Source organism: Pseudomonas sp. TMW22091 (assembly GCF_022496705.1).
Taxonomy (GTDB): Bacteria; Pseudomonadota; Gammaproteobacteria; order Pseudomonadales; family Pseudomonadaceae; genus Aquipseudomonas; species Aquipseudomonas saxonica.
This window is the reverse complement of record NZ_SCFI01000005.1, coordinates 88561-107906: the sequence shown is the minus strand read 5'-3', so window position 1 is coordinate 107906 and position 19346 is coordinate 88561. Positions and strand designations below refer to the sequence as shown.

The window sequence follows — 19346 nt, the reverse complement described above, 5'->3', positions numbered from 1 at the left end:
TAAAAGGAATTAAAAATGTCTGAAGATCATCATTCGCAGCCTCATGATCCCTCGTCGCCCCCTGTTCGATGGGTGTTTCCGTGGGAACTTGTCACACCGATTGAAGATACCGGAATTTGTAGCGGTATTTCGGTAGTCGAGTTTAATAATAAAATATATGCGTTTTTTATGGTTGAAAATTTTCCGGGTCATTTAGGGCTGAGCTATCTTGTGCTCGGTAATAATGCGGAGAACAAACTGGTGGAGCAGAAGCAGGAGTACCTGGATGCTATCCACCCTGCGCGTGGTCGACCGGCGGTAACAGTGCATGAGGGGCATTTATTCTGCTTTTACACAACCCATGAACAAACGGTTCTTTATCATGTTTTTTCAGGTGAACATTGGACGCATGCCCAAGAAGTGCCGGGCGTACTGACCCAACATGCACCTTCGGTGTCCAGCACGAATGGCCAACTGTACCTGGGCGTGCAGGGTACTTCTAACGGTGAGTTTTACCATAAGATTTTTGAAAATTACGAATGGGGTAATACTATAAAAGCGAGTGGTATCAGGTTCAAAGGAACGCCTTCCCTGGCGGGTAATGGCAGCCGGATGTACGCTGCACTGACAGGGGCAGATGATAGTGTGGGGCTGTATGCGTTCCACAGTAATAGCTGGGAGTTACTGTACAGGTCTAATTTTTACAAAGTGCAGGGTTCTCCAACACTTTATGCCGGTGGCAGTATGCTTATATGCATCTCGGTCAATGCTCATGATCAGCGTGCTGTGACAGAAGTCCTTGGTGCACAAGGACTCGGTCCAACGCATCCGCAATTCCCATATCATTTGAGTGTGACGAATGGCAAATACCTGTCTGAGCCGAGCCTTGTTTATGTCGGGGAGGCATTGTATTTAATCGGCCGCCGACCATGTAATGATGTGGGGATCTCTTTGTTTAAACCGCCCATTAGTGGATAACACAACCGCTTGAACCAAGGGCTGTTTAATTCGGGCTTGGGAGTGGTGTGCCAGCCTGATGTGCAAAGGCCTTTGCACTCCCGTCAGAGGCCAGGTCGACTACCAGACCTTTGCACAGTGAGTGTTAACGCTTGCGCATCAGGCCAATAAAAAACAACCCGCCAATCGCCGCCGTGGCCACCCCAATCGGCAAGTCTTCGGGGGCGATCAGGGTGCGGGCGGCCACGTCGACCCACACCAGAAACACGCTGCCGAGCAGGGCGGACACGGGCAACAAGCGCCGGTGTTCCGCACCGACCAAGCGGCGGGCGATGTGAGGGATCATCAAGCCGACAAAGCCGATTGAACCGCTGATGGCTACCAGCACGCCGGTCATCAGTGAGGCGATCAAAAAGACTTTAAGTCGAACATTGCGCGCGTTTAGTCCAAGCGTGACGGCGGTTTGTTCACCGGCCATCAAGGCATTTAGCGGGCGCGCCATGCCCAGCAGCAACACCAGCCCCAGCAGCACGCTGGCGCTGGGAATGGCCAGCAGTTCCCAGCGTGCCAACCCTAACCCGCCCAGCATCCAGAACAACACAGCGGAGCTGGCACGGTGGTCGCCCAAAAACAGCAAGGTGTTCGCTACGGCCATCATCACAAATGACACCGCGACGCCGCACAGTAGCAGCCGGTCGCTGTCCAGGCGGCCTTGTCGGCTGGCGATTGCCAGTACCAGCACCATGCTCAGCAGGGCGCCGATAAAGGCGGCAATCGGCAAGGTCAGCAGACCGACAATCTCCCCCACGTGCAGCACCACAATCACCGCGCCCAAGGTCGCTCCGCTGGTCACACCCAGCAAATGCGGGTCGGCCAGCGGGTTGCGGGTCACGGCTTGCAACACCGCACCAATCAACGCCAGCCCTGCACCGACCAAGGCGCCGAGCAACATGCGAGGCACGCGAATCAACCACACGATATGTTCCTGGCCTGCGCTCCAGCTTCCCTCTGCGAGGCCAAACACCTTGTGCAGCAAAATGTGCCACACCACGTCCACCGGCACCCGCGCCGGGCCAAAGCCCAGCGACACTACGCACGACACCAGCAGCAGTATGCCAAGGGCAAGCAAGAGTAACGCGTAGCGGCGAGCCATCATTGTGGGTGGAACCCTTTGGCCAGGGTTTCGATGGCCAGCACGTTGTCGATACCCGGCGTGGCTTGCACGTACGGGATGACGATAAAGCGTTTATTGCGGATGGCACTCACGGATTGCAGGGCGGGGTTGGTTTCAAGAAAGCGCTGCTTTTGCTCGGCGGTGACTTCGCTGTAGTCCACGATCACGATGACCTCAGGGTTGCGTTCGACCACGGTTTCCCAGTTGACGCGGGTCCAGCTGGCGTCGATGTCGCTCAAGATGTCGTCGCCGCCTGCGGCTTCGATCAGCGCGTGAGGTATACCCAGTTTGCCCGAGGTCATGGCGCGGTCTTCGCCGCTGTCATACAAAAATACGCGGGGTTTTGCCGCGGGTAGCGTCTTTTGCACGTCGGCAATTTTATGCTGCATCTGGGCGATCAGCGCATTGGCGCGGTCTTGCACGTCGAAGATTTTGCCCAGGTTGCGCAGGTCGTTGTAGGTGTCTTCCATGCTCGCGGGTGGGCGCTTCATCACAAACGCACATGACTCCGTCAGCTCATACACGTTGATGCCCAGCGGTGTCAGGGTTTGCGGCGTGAGGTCGCCGCCCACACGCATGCCGTAATCCCAGCCGGCGAAGAAGAAATCGACGTTGGCGTTGAGCAGGGTTTCAACCGACGGGTACTTGCTGGCCAGCTCTGGCAGGCCGTCGAGAATGGCCTTCATCTCAGGCGTTACCGACTTCCAGCCAGTGATGCCGCTGTAACCCGCCATGCTCGGCTTGAGGCCGAGGGCGAGCATCATTTGCGTCATGTTGATGTCGTGGCTGACCGCGTGTTTGGGCGCTTCATTGAAGGTGACATCGCGGTTGCAGCTTTTGATCGTCAGCGGGTATTTCGTCGCTTCGGCATGGGCAAGCTGTGCACCCAGTACAACGCTCAGGCAGAGAGCGATGCGGATCAGCGTCATGGTTGAGTTATCCAGGTAATTCGTGGGTAGCCAGAGAGTGGATGGTCGTCCACCAGCGCGTCAACGCCGAACACATCGCGCAATAGTTCGACGGTCAGTACTTCTCGCGGGGTGCCGCTGGCGATGATCTTGCCGTGATTGATGACGTACAGGCGGTCGCAGAACGCGGCGGCGAGGTTAAGGTCGTGAATGCTGGCCAGGGTGCCGATATTGAGGCGCTTGACCAATTGCAGCAGCTCCAGCTGATAGCGCGGATCGAGGTGATTGGTCGGCTCATCGAGGATCAGCAGTTCAGGTTGCTGGGTCAAGGCGCGGGCAAGGATGACGCGTTGTTTTTCGCCGCCCGACAAGGTGGCGAAAGCGTGATCTTCAAAGCCCTGCAGGCCGACGGATTCGAGTGCTTTTTTAGCGAGTTCGCGGTCCGCTTCGGTGTCGCCGTCGAACAGCCCTTTGTGCGGGGTGCGGCCCATGGCGACCACTTCTTCTACGGTCAGGCCAAAGGCATCGGGAAATTCTTGAAGTACCACGGCAATGCGCTGTGCGCACCAACGCGGTGATTGTTGCCAGAGGTTGTGGTGGTCGAGGTGCACTTCACCGGACTCAGGTTTGCTGAAACGGTAGGCGCAGCGCAGCAGGCTGGTTTTGCCGCTGCCGTTGGGCCCGATCAGCCCCACGAACTCGCCGGCAGCCACGTGCAGGTTGGCATCGCGCAGGTGGAACTGGTGATGGCAATGACCGTGGCCTAAAGGCGTCCAGGCGAGTTGGGTGAGGGTGAGGTGAGTCATGGACATCCGGTTGTTAGTTAAAGTCAAAAGCCCCTCACCCTAACCCTCTCCCGGAGGGAGAGGGGACTAAGAGCAAGAGCCGATGTTCGCAACACCGCTCCTCAGCGCCCTCTCCCTATGGGAGAGGGTTGGGGTGAGGGCCGGTCTTAAAAAGCGTAATCCGCCGTCACGAAGAACGAGCGCGGCTCGCCCATGATCCATTGCTGGCCGCGATTGTATTGCGTTACGGCGTATTGGCGATTGAATACATTATTCAGACGCAACCCCAACGTGGTTTTAGGCAGTGCCTTCCAGTTCACCGTCGCATCCACCACGGTGTAGCTCGGCAACTGCACGGTGTTGGCAATATCCGCATAGCGCGAGTCAACATAGCGCACGCCGGCTCCGGCATTGACGTCATCGGTGATGGCTTTGCTCAACCACAGGTTGGCGGTACGGCGTGGCACATCGGTAGGGCGGTTGCCTTTACGCGACACGCCTTCGTCATCGAATTTGTCGTATTGCGCTCGCACCACCGCAGCATTGGCTTGCAACTGCCAGCGATGGGGCAGTTGCAGATCAAGGCTGGCCTCCAGGCCGTTGGAGGACTGCTCACCGACTTGCAGTGAGTTGCCGGGCACCATCGGGTCGGGTGTCAGCAAATCCTTTTTAACGATGTGATACGCAGCCAGTGTCCATTCGCCGCGTTGGTCCCAGAACATCTGTTTGAAGCCAATTTCGGTCTGCCGTGCGTGGGCCAGATCAAACCCTTGCTCGGACGGATATAAACTGATCAGCCCGGCCACGCCATCGACGCTGGTGGCTTGTTGAGCATATACCGACATGTCGGGTGTCAGCTCATAGACCAACCCTACTTTCCAGCTGTTGGCTGACAGGCTGCGGTCACTGCGTGTGCCATCGATCAAGTCGTCGCGATCAAGGTGCACGATGTCTCGGCGCACGCCCGTCACCAGCGACAGTTGGTCCGTCAGCTCAGTGCGGTTTTCGGCAAACAATGACACTTGCTGCGTCGTGGTTTTGAACTGGTCGCGGTAGGGTGAAGCACTTTCAAACTCGCCACGATCCGGGTGGTACATATTGATCGGCTGGCCGTCTGGATTGACGTCGTCATACGGCGCGTTGCTGTGCAGGTTGAAGTGAATCCGGTTGTAGTCTGCACCGACCAGGGTTTTGCTGCTCAGACCAAATACGTCATGGTTGAGGGTAAAGGTTTGGCGGTCGCCGACCTGTTCCTGCTCATGCTTGATGCTGAAATAGCCACTGCGCAATAACGTTTGCTGGTCTTCATTCCAGGCATGGCGTTCGGCGTTCTGCCAACGGCGCTGGGCCTTGAGGTAATACAGTTCGTTGTTGGCGCTGAGGTTGTCGCTGATCTGCCATTGCGTGTTCAGGCGTGTCCACTGATCGTTGTAATGCAGCTTGGCGTCGCGCACGTTGTAATTCTTGTCGCGCAGGCTCTTGTGATAATGACCATTGATCAGCGGGACGCCGAAGTCATTCTGGGGCTCCTGGTCGCCGTAGTCGTGGCTCAGGGTAAACGCCAAATCGTCGGTCGCCTGCCAGCGTAAGGCCGCACTGATAAAGGTATTTTCCGAGTCGCCGTGGTCGATCCAGCCATTGCTTTGGGTATGGTTGATATTCAACCGGTAGCTGAGGGTGTCGGTCAGTGAGCCACCGCTGTCCAATGCTTGTTGCTGAGTGTCGTAGGAGCCATAGCCGACGCGCAGGTGATTTTCGATCTCGCCACTGAAAGGCTTTTTGGGGATGACGTTGATCACAGCACCGGTTGCGCCTTCGCCATACAGCACTGAGGCCGGGCCACGCAGCACGTCGATACGTTCGACCGACCAGTCGTCCACTGGGAAGGTTACGGTGCCGGCCCCGCTGTACATGCGAATGCCGTCATACAGTTGCATCACCGACCCTTCGCCGACGAATCCCCGCGCCGAGTAGGCGGAGCCGCCATTGCCCGGCGTGCCGTTGTTGCTGATGCCGGTGGTGCGGGTTACGGCGCTCTGCACACTGCGGTCACCGCGTGCGCGGATTTGTGCGCCGGTCAGGCTTTCAACGCTGGCCGGTGTTTCGAGGCTGTTGAGGTTCAGGCGTGAACCGGCACTGGTGGCGGTTTTGAGGCCGATCTGTTCGGCATCGATTTCAGGGGCGGTAATGGTTGCGGCAGGCAACATCAAGGAGGGTGCGGTGTCATCCGCCTGCGCGCTGTTAATCGTCAGCAGGCAGAGGCTGGAAAGCAGGTACTTGTTCATCTGGGCAGTGAGTCGCTTATATCAAGAGGTGTCCCCGCTGCCTCCTGGCGGCGGGGATAGAGCTTAAATAGTTTGTTCTATAGTAACAGCTACGTATTGTCTGATACTGGCGCGCCAGTATAGACAAGGCTCTAGAATGCACCTCTCGGATGGCTAATCTTTATTATGAATGGGCCTCATGTGGCTGTTTTGCCCGAACAAGCAACAGCAAGCGATCGAGTAACCAAACGGCGATCAGTGAGGCACCCACTAGCGGAAAGGCAATGGCCAGCGCAAGGATGATGAAGATGCCCGTTTTCCAGGTGGGCAAATCATGGCGCAGAGGCGGCACGCCCAGGCGCCCTTGAGGGCGACGTTTCCACCACATCACCAACCCGCTGACCGAACTCAGCAGAATCATCAGGCATACCAGCAAAATCGCAATTTGGTTTGGCGAGCCGAACAGTTTGCCCTCGTGCAGCATGACGCTCATTTCGGTGGCCCGGGCGACGTTGCCATAATGCTGCCAGCGCACATCAGTCAGTACTTCACCGGTGTATTGATCGACATGCAAGGTGGCGTCGTTGCGCGGGTCGTCGGCAAATACAGCGATGGTGAAAACACCTTCAGCCGTGGTCGGCAACGTGATGCTGTAGCCGGGTTCGACCTTGCGTGCGGTGGCGGTTTCATACACCTCTTGCAAGCTCACACCGGGTGCGGCCGGGCCGCTTGAGTGAGCGCCGTGGCCCATGTGTTCGGCGTGGGCGCCAGAGACCGGCATCGGCGTATTTTCCATGGCCCAGGGGACGGTCTGGCGGGCGGCCGAGTTGAGGCTGCGGGCTTCGAGATCGGACGCGGGCACGTTGTTCCACATGGCCGCCGGGAACTGGTTCCACAAGTCGGCGTACTGCTTGCCCCAGAAGCCGGTCCAGGTCATGCCGCTGATCAGCATGAACAGCAGCAGGGCGCCTCCCCAAAAGCCGGTGACAGCGTGAAGGTCACGCCACAACACCCGGCCTCGGCGGCTAAACCTGGGCCATAAAACCCCGGCGGCTGATTGCCCGCGTGGCCACCACAGGTACATGCCCGACACCACCAGCACGATCCCCCAGCCGGCGGCGAGTTCTATGAGGCGGTCGCCGAGGGTGCCGATCATCAACTCGCCATGCAGCGCACGAGCCACGGCCTGCAGGTTGAGCTTGGCATCCTGCTGGCCGAGTACGGCGCCGCTGTAGGGATTGATGAACACATTCAGTTCGCGGCCATTGTTGTGCAGCACGAACTGGGCGCTACGTTCGGGGTTGATCGGTGGCAGGTATTGGCTGATGTGGGCTTGTGGATAACTGGCCTGCACGAGGGTGAGCTGTTTGTCAGCGCTTAAGGTGTGATGACCAGGCTGGACGTTGATCAGGTGGTCGTACATCAAGGGGTCGAGCTGAGGTTTGAACAGGTAAATGATGCCGGTGAGGGCCAGCAGGATCATAAAGGGGGCGACAAACAGCCCGGCATAGAAATGCCAGCGCCAGGCCAGGTTGTAGAAAGACGGTGTGGGTTGGCTCATGTGAGCGGCTCCGCGAGTGAATACCTAGTGGTTTTTGAGACCCTCACCCTAGCCCTCTCCCAGAGGGAGAGGGGACTGATCGTGCGCAGTCTGTAGAACAGCGCCAATCAGCTCCTTCTCCCCAAAGGGAGAGAGGTTGATCGTGCGCGGTATCTAGACCATCGCCAATCAGCTCCCTCTCCCTCCGGGAGAGGGTTGGGGTGAGGGCAAGCGGTGGATCAGAAGCTCACATCAACCTTGGTCCATAGCGTACGACCCGGTTCGTTGATGGGCGTCGGGTCGTTGGCCGGGTAGCCGTAACCAGCGTTGCCCGCCATGTTCAAATGCTCGCTGTAATTCTTGTCCAGCAAGTTGTCCACACCAGCACTGACCTTGAGGTTCTTGTTGATGCGGTAAGCCCCGTTCAACGAAAACACGCCAAAACCTGCGCTTTTGTCGAAATCCTTACCCACCACGTTGCCCGCGTTGCGGTCGATTCGGTCCTGTTGTGCCACTACGCGCCACAGCGCGCCCGCACTCCAGTTGTCTTCGCTGTAGGTAAGGCCCAGGCGGGTATCCAGCGGGGGCATTTGCGGCAGTGCTTTGCCGTCCGTGGTGTTCTTGCCCCACGCATAAGCCAACGTTGCGTCTGCCTTCCAGTTGGAGGTCAGGGCGTAGGCCGCACCGAACTCACCGCCCATGATCCGCGCGTTGATGTTTTGCGCTTGAGAATAACCGGGGGCATAGTCGAACAATATGTAGTCATGGACTACGCCAATGTAGGCCGATGCCCAAGCTTCCAGGTCGCGGGTTTTGTATTGCAGGCCCATGTCCAGCTGGGTGGTTTTCTCGGGTTTTATGGCATCGAATGCATTCACCGAACCCGCAGGCCCCGCGGTCGGTGAAAACAACTCCCAGTAATCCGGGAAGCGCTCGGCATGACCCAAGCCTGCATACACCGTGGTCGGGCTGTCGGCCATGTCGTGTTCGTATCGCACAAAGCCGCTGGGCAGTGTGTCGGCACGGGTTTTGTCGAGGGTCGGGTTGGGTTTGCTCATCATCCCCGAGCCGATCCGGGCGCGGTAATCCTTGGCCGATGCACGGTCCAGACGCGCACCCGTGATCACGCGGTCATGCTCGGCGGCATACCAGGTCAGCTCGCCAAAGGCCCCGTAGTTGTGGAAATCAGCGTCCTTGCTCCAGTTTTGTTCCTTGTACGTGTCGATACCCATGCCTGAGCGTTTACGGTGCTCATTGGTCTGGGCATCAATCCCGCTGATCAACTGGTAATCGGCCCAACGCCAGGTGGCCTTGATGCGGGCACCCAGCGTGCGGCGATCTACGTTGCTGGCCATCGGCCCCGCCATCATGCCGGTGCCCGACGGGGTGCGCAGGGTGTAGTTATCCATCACGTGGTCGGCGTAGTTGTAGTAGACCTGCGCTTCGAGGGTGTCGAGGACCTCGCCAATATTGGATTTTTCAAAGCGCAGGCCCAAGCTTTCACGCTTGTACTGGCTGCCATCCATGCCACGACCCGCCGAGCGTGCTTCGCCGTCGCCCTTGCCCGCGGTGAGTTCAAGCAACGTGTCAGCGTCCGGCGTCCGGCCGAGTGCAACATCTCCGTTCCATTTGTCATACCGCGACGGCACGGTGTTGCCGTGGCCGTCTTTGTAATCGTCGGAGTGGGCCGTGTTGCCAATCACCCGTACATAGCCCAGCGGCCCTCCGGCAGCAGCATCAATGGTCTTGTCAAAGCGGCCATTGGAGCCGGCCAGCAGGCTGGCATTGACCCGGGTGCCCAACTCGCCAAAGTGCTCCGGTTCCCGCTCGAACAGGATGGTGCCAGCCGATGCGCCGGGGCCCCATAGCACTGTTTGCGGGCCCTTGATGACGGTGAGCTTGTCGTAGGTTTCGGGCGAAATATAGGACGTGGGTGCGTCCATGCGCCCCGGGCAGGCACCGAGCATCATGCCGCCATTGGTGAGGATATTCAGGCGAGAGCCAAACATGCCACGCAACACCGGATCGCCGTTGGTGCCGCCATTACGGATCAGGGCGAAGCCCGGAATCGTCTTCAAATAGTCACCGCCATCGCTTGCGGGCACCGGTTGGCGCGGGTCTTTGGGGTTGGTGACGATGGTCAGGGGGGAACTGGGGGCAATGGCCGTAATCACGGTCGGGCTCAGTTCATTGGCATGGCCTGCGTGTTCATCAGCCAGCGCAACCGGCGCCAGCAGCCCGCAACACAGGGCGCTCAAGGTAAAAGGCAGCACCGATTGCGCGCGAGGCAAACGGTGGGCAGCAGTAAAACGGGACATAAACATTCCACTTTTCAAGCGAATACAACTCGACCAAGCATCGGCAGATACTTACCAATGGGCCAGAGAGCGTTAGTTGTGTTGGTGCTTAGTGCAATGTGGGGGGCGCCCGGGAACGCGCGCCGAGAAACACAGGTTGTCGGGCATGGCCCAAGCGTGGGTTGGCCGCCAGGTAGCGGCTCAGCTTTGGTGAGCTGTGCAGCGACAGGTTTGGGCTGCCGGGCAGGGCCGGGCAACTGAACAGCAGCGTGCAATAGCCGCATTTTTCCCAAAGGGCATGATGCTCAGTCGCGGGCTGTTGATGCTTTGCATGCTCTGCATGCTCGGCATGCGCCGGCATGGACATACCCATCGGCATGTCCATCTTCATGGACGCGTGATGAACCATCGGCACCGCTTGGGAAATCAGCGGGCCGATAAAAATCATCAGCATGGCAAACAGACCCAACCAGCGGCCACGAAGGGCCGGTCGGGTGTGCCTGGCGCGATGGGAGCGCATCGGCGTCAAACGCTTTGCGGTCAGTGCGTGTGGGCGTGCTCTGAAGCGTTAGCAGGTGGTTGCTTCTGCACCTTGACCTCAACGTTCAAGTCGCCTGCTTTTTCAAAGTGCAGGGTCATCGGGAAGCGTTCACCGTCTTTGAGCAGGCTGCGATCTTTGAGGCCGACCAGCATCACGTGGTAGGCCATTGGGGCAAATGTTACGGAGCCTCCAGGTACCACTTCAACGCTCGGTACCGGCTGCATCTTCATCAGATCGCCTTGCATGACGTGCTGATGCAACTCGGCCTTTTCGGCTATGGGCGTATCGACGCCCAGCAGACGGTCTGCCGTGTTGCCGGTATTACGAATCACGAAATACGCCGCCACCGTGGGGGCGTTGGGCGGAAGCTCTTGAGACCACGGGTGGGTGATTTCGAGGTCGCCAGCCTTGTATTGATGGGCATTGGCGAAACAGGCAGGCATCAGCAAAGCCGCCGCGATAGCAGCGTGCTTGAACATCGACAGGTTCAACATGGTCATTCTCCGGAACGATTCAAAACGCAAAAAAGGTTGCGAGGAGGAATCAGACCAGAGGCGAAGCGCGGGGGTTGAGGCTCGGCCATTGCTGGCGCGGAGTAGGGCGTTTGAGGTGATCAGGGATCTGGCTATGGCCATGCTCTATGGCCGCAAAATACAGCTTGGGAATATGCGCAGGCAACGCCACCACAGGGGCCGAGCCCGAACAGCACCAGCAGTGCTGCATGGTCGAGTGATGGTCATCTTGTGTGTCGCTGGCCTCGAAAGTCCCGAGCGACACGGCGACCATTTTGGTGCCCATCGATGTGCAGAAGCTGCTCATCATAAATTGTTCGACCGGGCCTTCACGGGTTTGCGCCATCGAGCCGTTCATTATCGACATGGCAAGCATGTTGAACAGCACTGCAAAGCAGGCGATCCAGGCAAATGCAAACCGTTGTCGAGGCATGACGAATTCCGTGAGTGGAGCGATCAAGCGCGCTATTTAGCCTGAATGATCGGTGTAAGTAAAAAGCCCATTTGTGTGGCGAAATGTCGCGTAAGTATAGTCGATGGTTTTTTCTGAAACCGTTATGGGGTGCTCAGTGCACTGATCAGCGCGTGTGTCGTGTAAAACTCCCGGGCAACCTTGGGCAGTTCAGGTCGTTTAAGCACCAGTACCGGAATGCCCCGCTCGCGGGCAACTTGCAGTTTAGGCTCTGTGGCACTGCTGCCGCTGTTTTTGCTGATCAGTACATCGATGCTGCGATGCTCGAAGAGACGGCGTTCGTCCTCAAGCACAAAGGGCCCCCGTGCGCCGATCACCTCACAGCGGGCATTGCCGGGGTAGACGTCCAATGCGCGAAGAGTCCAGAACTGGCTGTCGGGAATTTCATGGACATGGGCCAGCGGCTCCCGGCCCAGCGTAAACAGGGGGCGGTGAAAGGGCTTCAGTGCCTCGACAAGTTCAGCCCAGTCGGCCACTTCTCGCCAGTCATCACAGGGCTGGGGTTGCCATGCCGGACGGCGCAACGCCCAGCACGGGATGGCGCTGAGCTGCGCCGCACGGGCAGCGTTCTGGCTGATTTGTGCGGCGTAGGGGTGGGTCGCATCCACCAGCAGGTCAATGCCCTGCTCATCAATGTACTGCGCCAACCCTTCGGCTCCGCCATAGCCACCCACCCGCACCTCACAGCGCAGATCAGTCGGCACACGGCCCACTCCGGCCAAGCTGTACACATGTTGCGGGCCCAAGGTGCGGGCGATGGCCAGCGCTTCGGTCACGCCGCCGAGCAATAAAATGCGCTTCATTCAAACACTCCGGCATGGCCGACAATCCCGCCTTGGCGGTCGATGGCAAAGACTTCCACCTGCACTGAGGCGGGCACCACGCTGCGAGCGAAATTCAATGCGTGTTGGCACACGGCATCGCCCAGTGCGATGCCTTGGGCGCTGGCCATCGCCAAGGCCTGCTGGCTTGTGTTGGCCTGGCGGATGGCGTCTTGCAGTTCGGCACTTGCACCAATGGCGGCCGCCCACTCGGCCAATTGGGGCAAGTCGATGCTGGAATGGCGGCTGTGCAAATCCATATGGCCAGCGGCCAGTTTGCTGATTTTGCCGAACCCCCCGCACAGGCTTAACTTATCCACAGGCACTTTGCGCAGGTGTTTGAGCACTGCGCCGACGAAGTCGCCCATTTCGATCAGGGCAATTTCCGGCAGGTTATAGACCCGGCGCATCGTGTCCTCACTGGCATTGCCGGTGCAGGCGGCGATATGCAAATACCCGTTGGTCTTGGCGACGTCGATGCCCTGATGGATCGAGGCGATGTAAGCCGCGCAGGAAAAAGGCCGAACGATGCCACTGGTGCCCAGAATCGACAGGCCGCCCAAAATACCCAGGCGCGGGTTCATGGTTTTCAATGCCAGTGCTTCACCATCCTGCACATTGACCGTGACTTCAAACCCGCCGGGGTAATTGTGTTCGTCGGCCAGTTGCAGCAAGTGTTCGGTGATCATTTTACGGGGCACCGGATTGATCGCCGGCTCGCCCACGGCCAGCACCAGTCCCGGCCGGGTGACTGTGCCCACGCCTTGGCCCGCGACAAATCCGATGCCGGGTTCGGCGCGCAATTGCACATGAGAAAACAGCAATGCACCGTGGGTGACATCCGGGTCGTCGCCTGCGTCCTTGATTGTCCCGGCCTCGGCACCGGTTGCGTGCAGGCGGCAGAACTCCAGGCGCATCTGGACTTTTTTGCCTTTGGGCAGCGTGATTTCAACGGCGTCATGGCACACACCACTGAGTAACAGGCGCGCCGCCGCCAGGCTGGTGGCCGTGGCGCAGCTGCCAGTGGTCAGGCCGCTGCGAAGGGGCGCGGGTTGTTCAGCGGTTTCTTCACGCATCGAGGGGTTTGATCACGTCTAAAAGGGTAATTGGCAACGCCTGACGCCAGGTGTCGAACTCGCCCAACGGCTGAGCCTGAGCAATATGAATGCGCGTGAGCTCGCCGCCGTGGCGCTCACGCCAGCTCATCAGCAGCATTTCACTTTGCAGGGTCACGGCATTGGCCACCAAGCGCCCGCCGGGCTTGAGTTGTTGCCAGCACGTCTCAAGCACGCCTTCGCGGGTTACGCCGCCGCCGATAAAAATCGCATCCGGGCGTTCCAGCCCTTGCAAGGCTTCAGGCGCTTTACCGCGAATCAGGTGCAGGCCTGGTACGCCCAAGGCATCGCGGTTGTGCTCAATCAGTTGCTGACGACCAGGATCTGCTTCAATCGCCAACGTGCGGCAGCTCGGGAACGTGCGCATCCATTCGATACCGATCGAACCGCAGCCTGCGCCAACGTCCCACAACAGTTGGCCGGGCAAGGGGGCGAGGCGGGCGAGGGTGATGGCGCGCACATCACGTTTGGTCAATTGGCCGTCATGGTGGAATGCGCTGTCCGGCAGGCCGCCGATGCGCGACAAGGGGTGGGCCGTGGCGTCGGCGCGACAGTCGATGGCCACGAGGTTGAGGTCGGCCACGCAGACGTCGTCCCAGTCAGTGGCGCTGCTTTGGAGTTGACGCTCGCCAGGGCCTCCCAAGTGTTCCAGTACCGTCATGTGGCTCGGGCCAAAGCCGCGCTCACGCAGCAGGGCCGCGATGCTTGCCGGGCTGCTGGCGTCATTGCTCAACACCAGCAGGCGTACGCCACTGAACAAATGGGCATTGAGTGCCGCTATTGGCCGCGCCACTACAGACAGCGTGGTGACCTCCTGCAAGGCCCAACCCAGCCGCGCAGCGGCCAGGGAAAAGGACGAGGGGGAGGGCAAGACATGCATCTCGTCACGGGCCACGACGCGGGCCAAACTGGCGCCCACGCCGAACAGCATCGGGTCACCACTGGCCAGCACGCAGACCGGCTGGCCGCGTAACGCCAGCACGGGGGCCAGCGAAAAGGGGCTTGGCCAGGTCATACGCTCGGCGCGAATGCAGGGCGCCAACAGATCGAGCTGGCGCGAGCCGCCAAACACCGTCGTCGCGCTCAATAATGCCCGACGGGCGTTTTTACCCAGACCGCTGAAACCGTCTTCACCGATGCCTACAACTGTTAGCCAGGGTGACATGCCAATCCTCATGCTGAACCTAAAATCATTTGCCCGCGCTTACAGGCAAAAACAGCGCGCATGATAGCGCGCCTGAGGGGTATCAGCGGATGCCTGTCATCACTCTGTAGCCCCTTCAGCCGGCCGCTGAGTAGCCAGCCTGTTCATGCCTCCATCGTGCAGGCCATGAACAGGCTTGGGCCGGTATGGTCACAACTGATCCTCAAGGCAGTGTCATTCCGTCCGGCAAGCTTTTCATGCAGTCGTGCAAAGCAGGCATAATGCGCGACCTGCAATAGCTCATTGCCTGCTTTGGATCGACTTTTGACCTTGCCATTTGAAACTCCTGTCACGACGCCTGTGCGTCCCTCGGCTTGCCCGGGGTTATTGCGCATCGTGCAGGCAATGGACGGCGGGATATGTCGGGTCAAACTGGCAGGTGGCTCAATCACCGTCGCGCAAGCCCACGCCGTGGCTGACGTCGCGTTGCGCTATGGCAGCGGTGTGATCGAGGCGACCAACCGGAGCAACCTGCAAATTCGCGGCATCCGTGGCGCCGCATCTGAGCATGCGGCGATGATCGCACCCTTGCTGGCGGCCGGGCTTGGCCCGGCCAACGCGGCCAGTGACGATGTGCGCAACCTGATGCTCAGTCCCTCTGCCGGCATTGATCGCGATCACTTGATCGACACGTGGCCACTGGCCCGTCAGTTGCTTGCCAGCCTTGAAGGCATTCCGCGTTTTAGCGAGTTGTCGGCCAAGTTCGCACTGCAACTGGATGGTGGGGAAGCCTTGGCGATGCTGGAGCATCATCACGATCTGTGGCTGTCTGCCATCCAGCACGATGGGCAATTGCAGTGGGCCTTTGGTCTCGCTGGTTCACCAGCGCGAGGTCCGGCATTAGGCGCTGTGCCCATTGAGCATGGGCATGAGCTGGCCCTGGCGGTATTGCTGCTGTTTCTTGATCTGGCGCGTCCCGAAGACATCCGCATGCGTCATCTTCTCCAAACCGTGCCCGTGGAGACGTTTGTCGAACAGCTGGCACTGCGTTTGAGCGTAGCGATTACGCCCGTCCCACGATGGCGTCGCCCTGCCAACCCACTGGCGTTGCCTATGGGAACTTATCCACAGCGTGAGGCGGGCCTGACATCTGTCGGTGCAGTTGCACCTTTGGGGCGGTTGAGCGCAGCGATGCTCAGGGGGCTTGCGCAGATCGCCCACGATTACGGCGATGGCACCTTGCGTTTTACCCCGTGGCAAAGTGTGTTGTTGCCAAGCATACGGGCTGAGAATGCGCCTGGGGTAACTCGCCACCTGCAGACCTTGGGTTTGCTCTGTGATGCGCAGAACCCGCTGGCACACCTGATCGCTTGCACGGGCTCCAGCGCCTGTGCCAAGGGCATGGCGGACACCAAACAGGATGCACGCCAGCTCGCGACCCTCTTGTCGCAACCCCTCGGTGTTCATCTGACTGGCTGCCCGCGTTCTTGTGCCGCAGCCCATGTGGCGCCGGTCACGTTGCTGGCCGTAGCGCCCGGTCACTACGACCTTTATTTATGCACCCCAGGACAGTCCGGTTTCGGCGTTCTGTGTGAGCGCAACCTTACTATTGAAGCGGCGGGCGCCTGGCTTGAGGCTCGCCAACGGAGCAACACCGATGATTGATTACATCCGCGATGGTCAAGAGATCTATCGCAACTCGTTCGCCATTATTCGTGCCGAAGCGAACCTTCAGAGCATTCCGGCCGACCTTGAAAAGCTCGCGGTGCGAGTGATTCACGCGTGCGGCATGGTGGACGCTATTGAAGACCTGCGTTTTTCGCCGGGCGCAGGCAAGGCGGGGCGTGATGCACTGGCGGCGGGTGCTGCCATCTTGTGCGATGCGCGGATGGTGAGCGAAGGTGTCACCCGCACACGCTTGCCGGCCAATAACCCGGTGATTTGTACCTTGCGTGAAGAGGGTGTGCCGCAGTTGGCACTGGAGAAGGGCAATACCCGCTCGGCGGTGGCGCTTGAGCTGTGGCGTCCGTATCTGGAAGGCAGTGTCGTGGTGATTGGCAATGCGCCAACGGCCTTGTTCTACCTGCTGGAAATGATCGACGCCGGAGCGCCGAAGCCAGCCTTGATTCTCGGGTTCCCGGTAGGTTTTGTGGGGGCTGCCGAATCCAAGGCGATGCTGGCGGCGGATAGCCGAGGCGTACCGTTTGTGATCATGCAAGGCCGACGTGGCGGCAGTGCCATGGCCGCGGCCGCAGTCAATGCCTTGGCCACGGAGATCGAATGATGACTGCGCCTGGACGTTTGATTGGCCTGGGCGTCGGCCCGGGCGACCCGGAATTGATTACCGTTAAAGCCTTGCGCCTGCTGCGAGAGTCGCCCGTGGTGGCGTATTTCGTCGCCAAAGGCAAAAAAGGTAACGCTTTTGGCATCATCGAAGCGCATCTGCAAGACGCACAAAACTTGATGCCACTGGTGTATCCGGTGACCACAGAAGTGCTGCCCGAACCCCTGTCATACGAACAAGTCATTAGCGACTTTTACGATCAAGCGGCTGAAGACGTGGCGGCGCATCTGCACGCCGGACGCGATGTGGCGGTGATTTGTGAGGGCGACCCGTTCTTTTACGGCTCTTACATGTACTTGCACGACCGTCTGGCGCATCGCTTTGAAGCGCAGGTAGTGCCCGGCGTGTGCTCTATGCTGGGCGGCGCCTCAGTGCTGGGCGTGCCCTTGGTATACCGCAACCAGAGCTTGTCTGTGCTATCGGGTGTTTTGCCACACGATGAGCTCAAACGCCGTCTGGCCGATGCCGACGCGGCGGTGATCATGAAGTTGGGCCGCAATTTTCACAAAGTGCGGGAGGTGTTGACCGAGCTAGGTCTGGCCGAGCGCGCGTTGTATGTGGAACGCGCCACCATGAGCAATCAAAAAATCGTCCCGTTCAACGAGGTTGATCCCATGTCATCGCCGTATTTCTCGTTGATTATCGTGCCCGGCGAACGGTGGCAAGGATGAGTCGTGCAGCGCCGGCCATTGTCATTCTGGGCAATGGCAGCCTGATCACTGCTCAGCGTATTCAGCAGCGTTACCCTGACGCGTTGATCTATGGGCTTGAGCACCGTGTTGAGGGGGCTGACAGAACGTACAGCGATTTTGGTGCCACGTTGCGTCAGTTGTATCAGCAAGACACACCGATAATTGCCTTGTGTGCGGCCGGTATTGTGATCCGTACACTGGCGCCTTTGCTGCTCGAAAAGGGTGTCGAACCGCCGGTTCTGGCGGTGGCTGAGGACGCCAGCGCGGTGGTGCCGTTGCTCGGCGGTCTGGGCGGGGTCAATGATCTGGCCCGCGAAATTGCCGCAGCACTGGGCGTTACGCCAGCGATCACGACCAGCGGTGAGTTGCGCTTTGGCACCTGTTTACTTAATCCTCCCAGCGGTTATGCCCTCGGCGATCTGGAGGGGGGCAAGCGTTTTGTTTCAGACCTGCTGGCCGGTGAGTCGGTACGCATTGAAGGCGATGCCCCTTGGCTGGCTCGGGCACAGTTGCCTGAAAACCCGCAGGCGCGTTTGGCCATTCATGTCGGCCATGCGGAACGTGAACCCGCTGCCCATGAGCTGATGATCTATCCGCGTACAGTTGTGGTGAAGGTCAAGCACGCTGTCGGGGCGCAGGTGATTCGTGAGGCCTTGCATCAAGCAACACTGGCTTGGCAGTCGTTGTCGTGCATCATTGCAGCCGAAACGCTGATGGCCAGCCCGCAGTTGCACGAAGCGGCGGTCGAGTTGAGTGTGCCATTGCGTTTTGTTCCTGCCGATGAGCAGCCCGTCGGCCCGCATTCTCTGGTCTGGCAGGAACAGGGCGAACACCTTGCAATCGGTATTGCACCCGCGCCGCTAGACGTCTCACAGATTGGCCGCGCGCGAGGCCGTTTGGCCGTGATTGGTCTGGGGCCAGGTGCTGCAGAGCTGATGGTTCCGGCAGTCAAGGCAGAACTTGCCAGAGCCAATGACATCCTTGGCTACGAAACCTATGTGCGCATGGCTGGCCCGTTTCGTGATGATCAGGTGATGCATTGCACGGACAACCGCGAAGAAATGCAACGGGCGCGACATGCCTTCGAACTGGCCGCTCAGGGGCGCTCAGTGGTGGTGGTATCGTCGGGCGATCCGGGGGTTTTCGCTATGGCGGCGGCCGTGCTGGAAGCCTTGCACGAATCCGACAACCCGCATTGGCACAGTGTTGATCTGGAAATGCTGCCGGGCGTCTCTGCTTCACTGGCGACGGCGGCTCTGGCGGGTGCGCCGCTGGGGCATGACTTCTGTGTCATGTCGCTTTCCGACAACCTGAAGCCCTGGAGCATCATCGAAAAACGCCTGGATCTGGCCGCAGAAGCGGATCTGGCGTTAGCGTTCTACAACCCGATCTCTCGCTCGCGTCCTTGGCAACTGGGGGTTGCGCTGGAAATCGTCGCACGTCATCGCACGCCGTCCACGCCAGTGGTACTGGGGCGTGATGTGGGTCGCCCAGCCCAGACGCTGCGTATCACCACACTCGGCGAATTGACTCCGGATCAGGTCGACATGCGCACGATGGTGTTGATTGGCTCATCCACGACCTGCACCTTCCCGCGTGCCGATGGCGCTGACTGGGTTTACACGCCACGTTGGTACGGTGAAAAACCCTAGCTGAAAGAATGGCTCCGCAATGGGGCCATTTCGCTGCATCCTTATTGATATTCCGTCAGATAAATCTCCCCTGTATTTAGAAAAGTAATTTTTTCAATGGGGTTGAGCGGTAATGTTTGGCATGAATAGGTATTTATCTGCTCTATATA

General features: G+C 59.2%; 17 protein-coding genes. 5 read left to right on the top strand and 12 right to left on the bottom strand.

Annotated features, from left to right (window positions below; all coding sequences use genetic code 11):
* Positions 1-15 precede the first annotated feature (15 nt).
* Positions 16-957, top strand: a complete 942-nt coding sequence (locus EQV93_RS11575) for a hypothetical protein (RefSeq protein ID WP_240891603.1) — start codon at positions 16-18, stop codon at positions 955-957.
* Between the two features lie 124 nt (positions 958-1081).
* On the opposite strand, the gene EQV93_RS11570 is transcribed toward EQV93_RS11575, so the two are convergent.
* From EQV93_RS11570 to cbiE, 12 genes are all read right to left on the bottom strand, one after another.
* The gene (locus EQV93_RS11570) at positions 1082-2092 is read right to left on the bottom strand and encodes a FecCD family ABC transporter permease (RefSeq protein WP_240891602.1); all 1011 of its coding nucleotides are present in this window, start codon (positions 2090-2092) and stop codon (positions 1082-1084) included.
* Positions 2089-3039, bottom strand: a complete 951-nt coding sequence (locus EQV93_RS11565) for an ABC transporter substrate-binding protein (RefSeq protein ID WP_146384734.1) — start codon at positions 3037-3039, stop codon at positions 2089-2091. Before EQV93_RS11565 ends, EQV93_RS11570 begins: the two co-directional genes overlap by 4 nt.
* Positions 3036-3824: an ABC transporter ATP-binding protein gene (locus tag EQV93_RS11560; protein WP_240891601.1), complete on the bottom strand. Its 789-nt coding sequence runs from the start codon at positions 3822-3824 to the stop codon at positions 3036-3038. The genes EQV93_RS11565 and EQV93_RS11560 overlap by 4 nt, the downstream gene beginning before the upstream one ends.
* Positions 3825-3970: 146 nt before the next feature.
* Positions 3971-6088, bottom strand: a complete 2118-nt coding sequence (locus EQV93_RS11555; protein WP_240891600.1) for a TonB-dependent receptor — start codon at positions 6086-6088, stop codon at positions 3971-3973.
* Between the two features lie 163 nt (positions 6089-6251).
* Positions 6252-7628, bottom strand: a complete 1377-nt coding sequence (locus tag EQV93_RS11550; RefSeq protein ID WP_122785016.1) for a PepSY-associated TM helix domain-containing protein — start codon at positions 7626-7628, stop codon at positions 6252-6254.
* Positions 7629-7846: 218 nt separating this feature from the next.
* The gene (locus EQV93_RS11545; protein WP_240891599.1) at positions 7847-9925 is read right to left on the bottom strand and encodes a TonB-dependent copper receptor; all 2079 of its coding nucleotides are present in this window, start codon (positions 9923-9925) and stop codon (positions 7847-7849) included.
* Between the two features lie 88 nt (positions 9926-10013).
* The gene (locus tag EQV93_RS11540; protein ID WP_240891598.1) at positions 10014-10424 is read right to left on the bottom strand and encodes a DUF2946 domain-containing protein; all 411 of its coding nucleotides are present in this window, start codon (positions 10422-10424) and stop codon (positions 10014-10016) included.
* A 20-nt stretch (positions 10425-10444) separates the two neighbouring features.
* A complete protein-coding gene (locus tag EQV93_RS11535; protein ID WP_122785014.1) occupies positions 10445-10939 on the bottom strand; it encodes a copper chaperone PCu(A)C in 495 nt (164 codons plus the stop codon).
* Positions 10940-10988: 49 nt separating this feature from the next.
* Positions 10989-11390: a DUF2946 domain-containing protein gene (locus EQV93_RS11530; protein ID WP_146426532.1), complete on the bottom strand. Its 402-nt coding sequence runs from the start codon at positions 11388-11390 to the stop codon at positions 10989-10991.
* Positions 11391-11512: 122 nt separating this feature from the next.
* Entirely contained in the window at positions 11513-12232 is a 720-nt protein-coding gene (locus EQV93_RS11525; protein ID WP_146384723.1) for a cobalt-precorrin-6A reductase, read from the bottom strand.
* On the bottom strand, positions 12229-13326 hold the full coding sequence (locus EQV93_RS11520; protein WP_146426533.1) for a cobalt-precorrin-5B (C(1))-methyltransferase: 1098 nt from the start codon (positions 13324-13326) through the stop codon (positions 12229-12231). The genes EQV93_RS11525 and EQV93_RS11520 overlap by 4 nt, the downstream gene beginning before the upstream one ends.
* On the bottom strand, positions 13319-14530 hold the full coding sequence (cbiE, locus tag EQV93_RS11515) for a precorrin-6y C5,15-methyltransferase (decarboxylating) subunit CbiE (protein WP_240891597.1): 1212 nt from the start codon (positions 14528-14530) through the stop codon (positions 13319-13321). Before cbiE ends, EQV93_RS11520 begins: the two co-directional genes overlap by 8 nt.
* Before the next feature lie 303 nt (positions 14531-14833).
* Between cbiE and cobG the strand changes: the two genes are divergently transcribed.
* Genes cobG through cobJ form a run of 4 tightly spaced genes read left to right on the top strand, consistent with a single transcriptional unit; the run spans position 14834 to position 19197 of the window.
* A complete protein-coding gene (gene cobG, locus EQV93_RS11510) occupies positions 14834-16174 on the top strand; it encodes a precorrin-3B synthase (RefSeq protein ID WP_336247125.1) in 1341 nt (446 codons plus the stop codon).
* A complete protein-coding gene (locus EQV93_RS11505) occupies positions 16167-16793 on the top strand; it encodes a precorrin-8X methylmutase (protein ID WP_122785008.1) in 627 nt (208 codons plus the stop codon). The genes cobG and EQV93_RS11505 overlap by 8 nt, the downstream gene beginning before the upstream one ends.
* Complete coding sequence (locus tag EQV93_RS11500; RefSeq protein ID WP_411172336.1) at positions 16790-17524, top strand: precorrin-2 C(20)-methyltransferase; 735 nt, start codon at positions 16790-16792, stop codon at positions 17522-17524. Before EQV93_RS11505 ends, EQV93_RS11500 begins: the two co-directional genes overlap by 4 nt.
* Positions 17521-19197 carry a precorrin-3B C(17)-methyltransferase gene (gene cobJ / locus EQV93_RS11495; RefSeq protein ID WP_240891596.1) on the top strand — a complete coding sequence of 559 codons (1677 nt, stop codon included), beginning with the start codon at positions 17521-17523 and terminating at the stop codon, positions 19195-19197. Before EQV93_RS11500 ends, cobJ begins: the two co-directional genes overlap by 4 nt.
* The last annotated feature ends 149 nt before the right edge of the window (positions 19198-19346 follow it).

Bases quoted from the DNA above. Each gene is read 5' to 3' on its own strand.
- EQV93_RS11575 (WP_240891603.1), top strand. From the start codon at position 16: ATGTCTGAAGATCATCATTCGCAGCCTCATGATCCCTCGTCGCCCCCT.
- EQV93_RS11570 (WP_240891602.1), bottom strand. From the start codon at position 2,092: ATGATGGCTCGCCGCTACGCGTTACTCTTGCTTGCCCTTGGCATACTG.
- EQV93_RS11565 (WP_146384734.1), bottom strand. From the start codon at position 3,039: ATGACGCTGATCCGCATCGCTCTCTGCCTGAGCGTTGTACTGGGTGCA.
- EQV93_RS11560 (WP_240891601.1), bottom strand. From the start codon at position 3,824: ATGACTCACCTCACCCTCACCCAACTCGCCTGGACGCCTTTAGGCCAC.
- EQV93_RS11555 (WP_240891600.1), bottom strand. From the start codon at position 6,088: ATGAACAAGTACCTGCTTTCCAGCCTCTGCCTGCTGACGATTAACAGC.
- EQV93_RS11550 (WP_122785016.1), bottom strand. From the start codon at position 7,628: ATGAGCCAACCCACACCGTCTTTCTACAACCTGGCCTGGCGCTGGCAT.
- EQV93_RS11545 (WP_240891599.1), bottom strand. From the start codon at position 9,925: ATGTCCCGTTTTACTGCTGCCCACCGTTTGCCTCGCGCGCAATCGGTG.
- EQV93_RS11540 (WP_240891598.1), bottom strand. From the start codon at position 10,424: ATGCGCTCCCATCGCGCCAGGCACACCCGACCGGCCCTTCGTGGCCGC.
- EQV93_RS11535 (WP_122785014.1), bottom strand. From the start codon at position 10,939: ATGTTGAACCTGTCGATGTTCAAGCACGCTGCTATCGCGGCGGCTTTG.
- EQV93_RS11530 (WP_146426532.1), bottom strand. From the start codon at position 11,390: ATGCCTCGACAACGGTTTGCATTTGCCTGGATCGCCTGCTTTGCAGTG.
- EQV93_RS11525 (WP_146384723.1), bottom strand. From the start codon at position 12,232: ATGAAGCGCATTTTATTGCTCGGCGGCGTGACCGAAGCGCTGGCCATC.
- EQV93_RS11520 (WP_146426533.1), bottom strand. From the start codon at position 13,326: ATGCGTGAAGAAACCGCTGAACAACCCGCGCCCCTTCGCAGCGGCCTG.
- cbiE (WP_240891597.1), bottom strand. From the start codon at position 14,530: ATGTCACCCTGGCTAACAGTTGTAGGCATCGGTGAAGACGGTTTCAGC.
- EQV93_RS11505 (WP_122785008.1), top strand. From the start codon at position 16,167: ATGATTGATTACATCCGCGATGGTCAAGAGATCTATCGCAACTCGTTC.
- EQV93_RS11500 (WP_411172336.1), top strand. From the start codon at position 16,790: ATGATGACTGCGCCTGGACGTTTGATTGGCCTGGGCGTCGGCCCGGGC.
- cobJ (WP_240891596.1), top strand. From the start codon at position 17,521: ATGAGTCGTGCAGCGCCGGCCATTGTCATTCTGGGCAATGGCAGCCTG.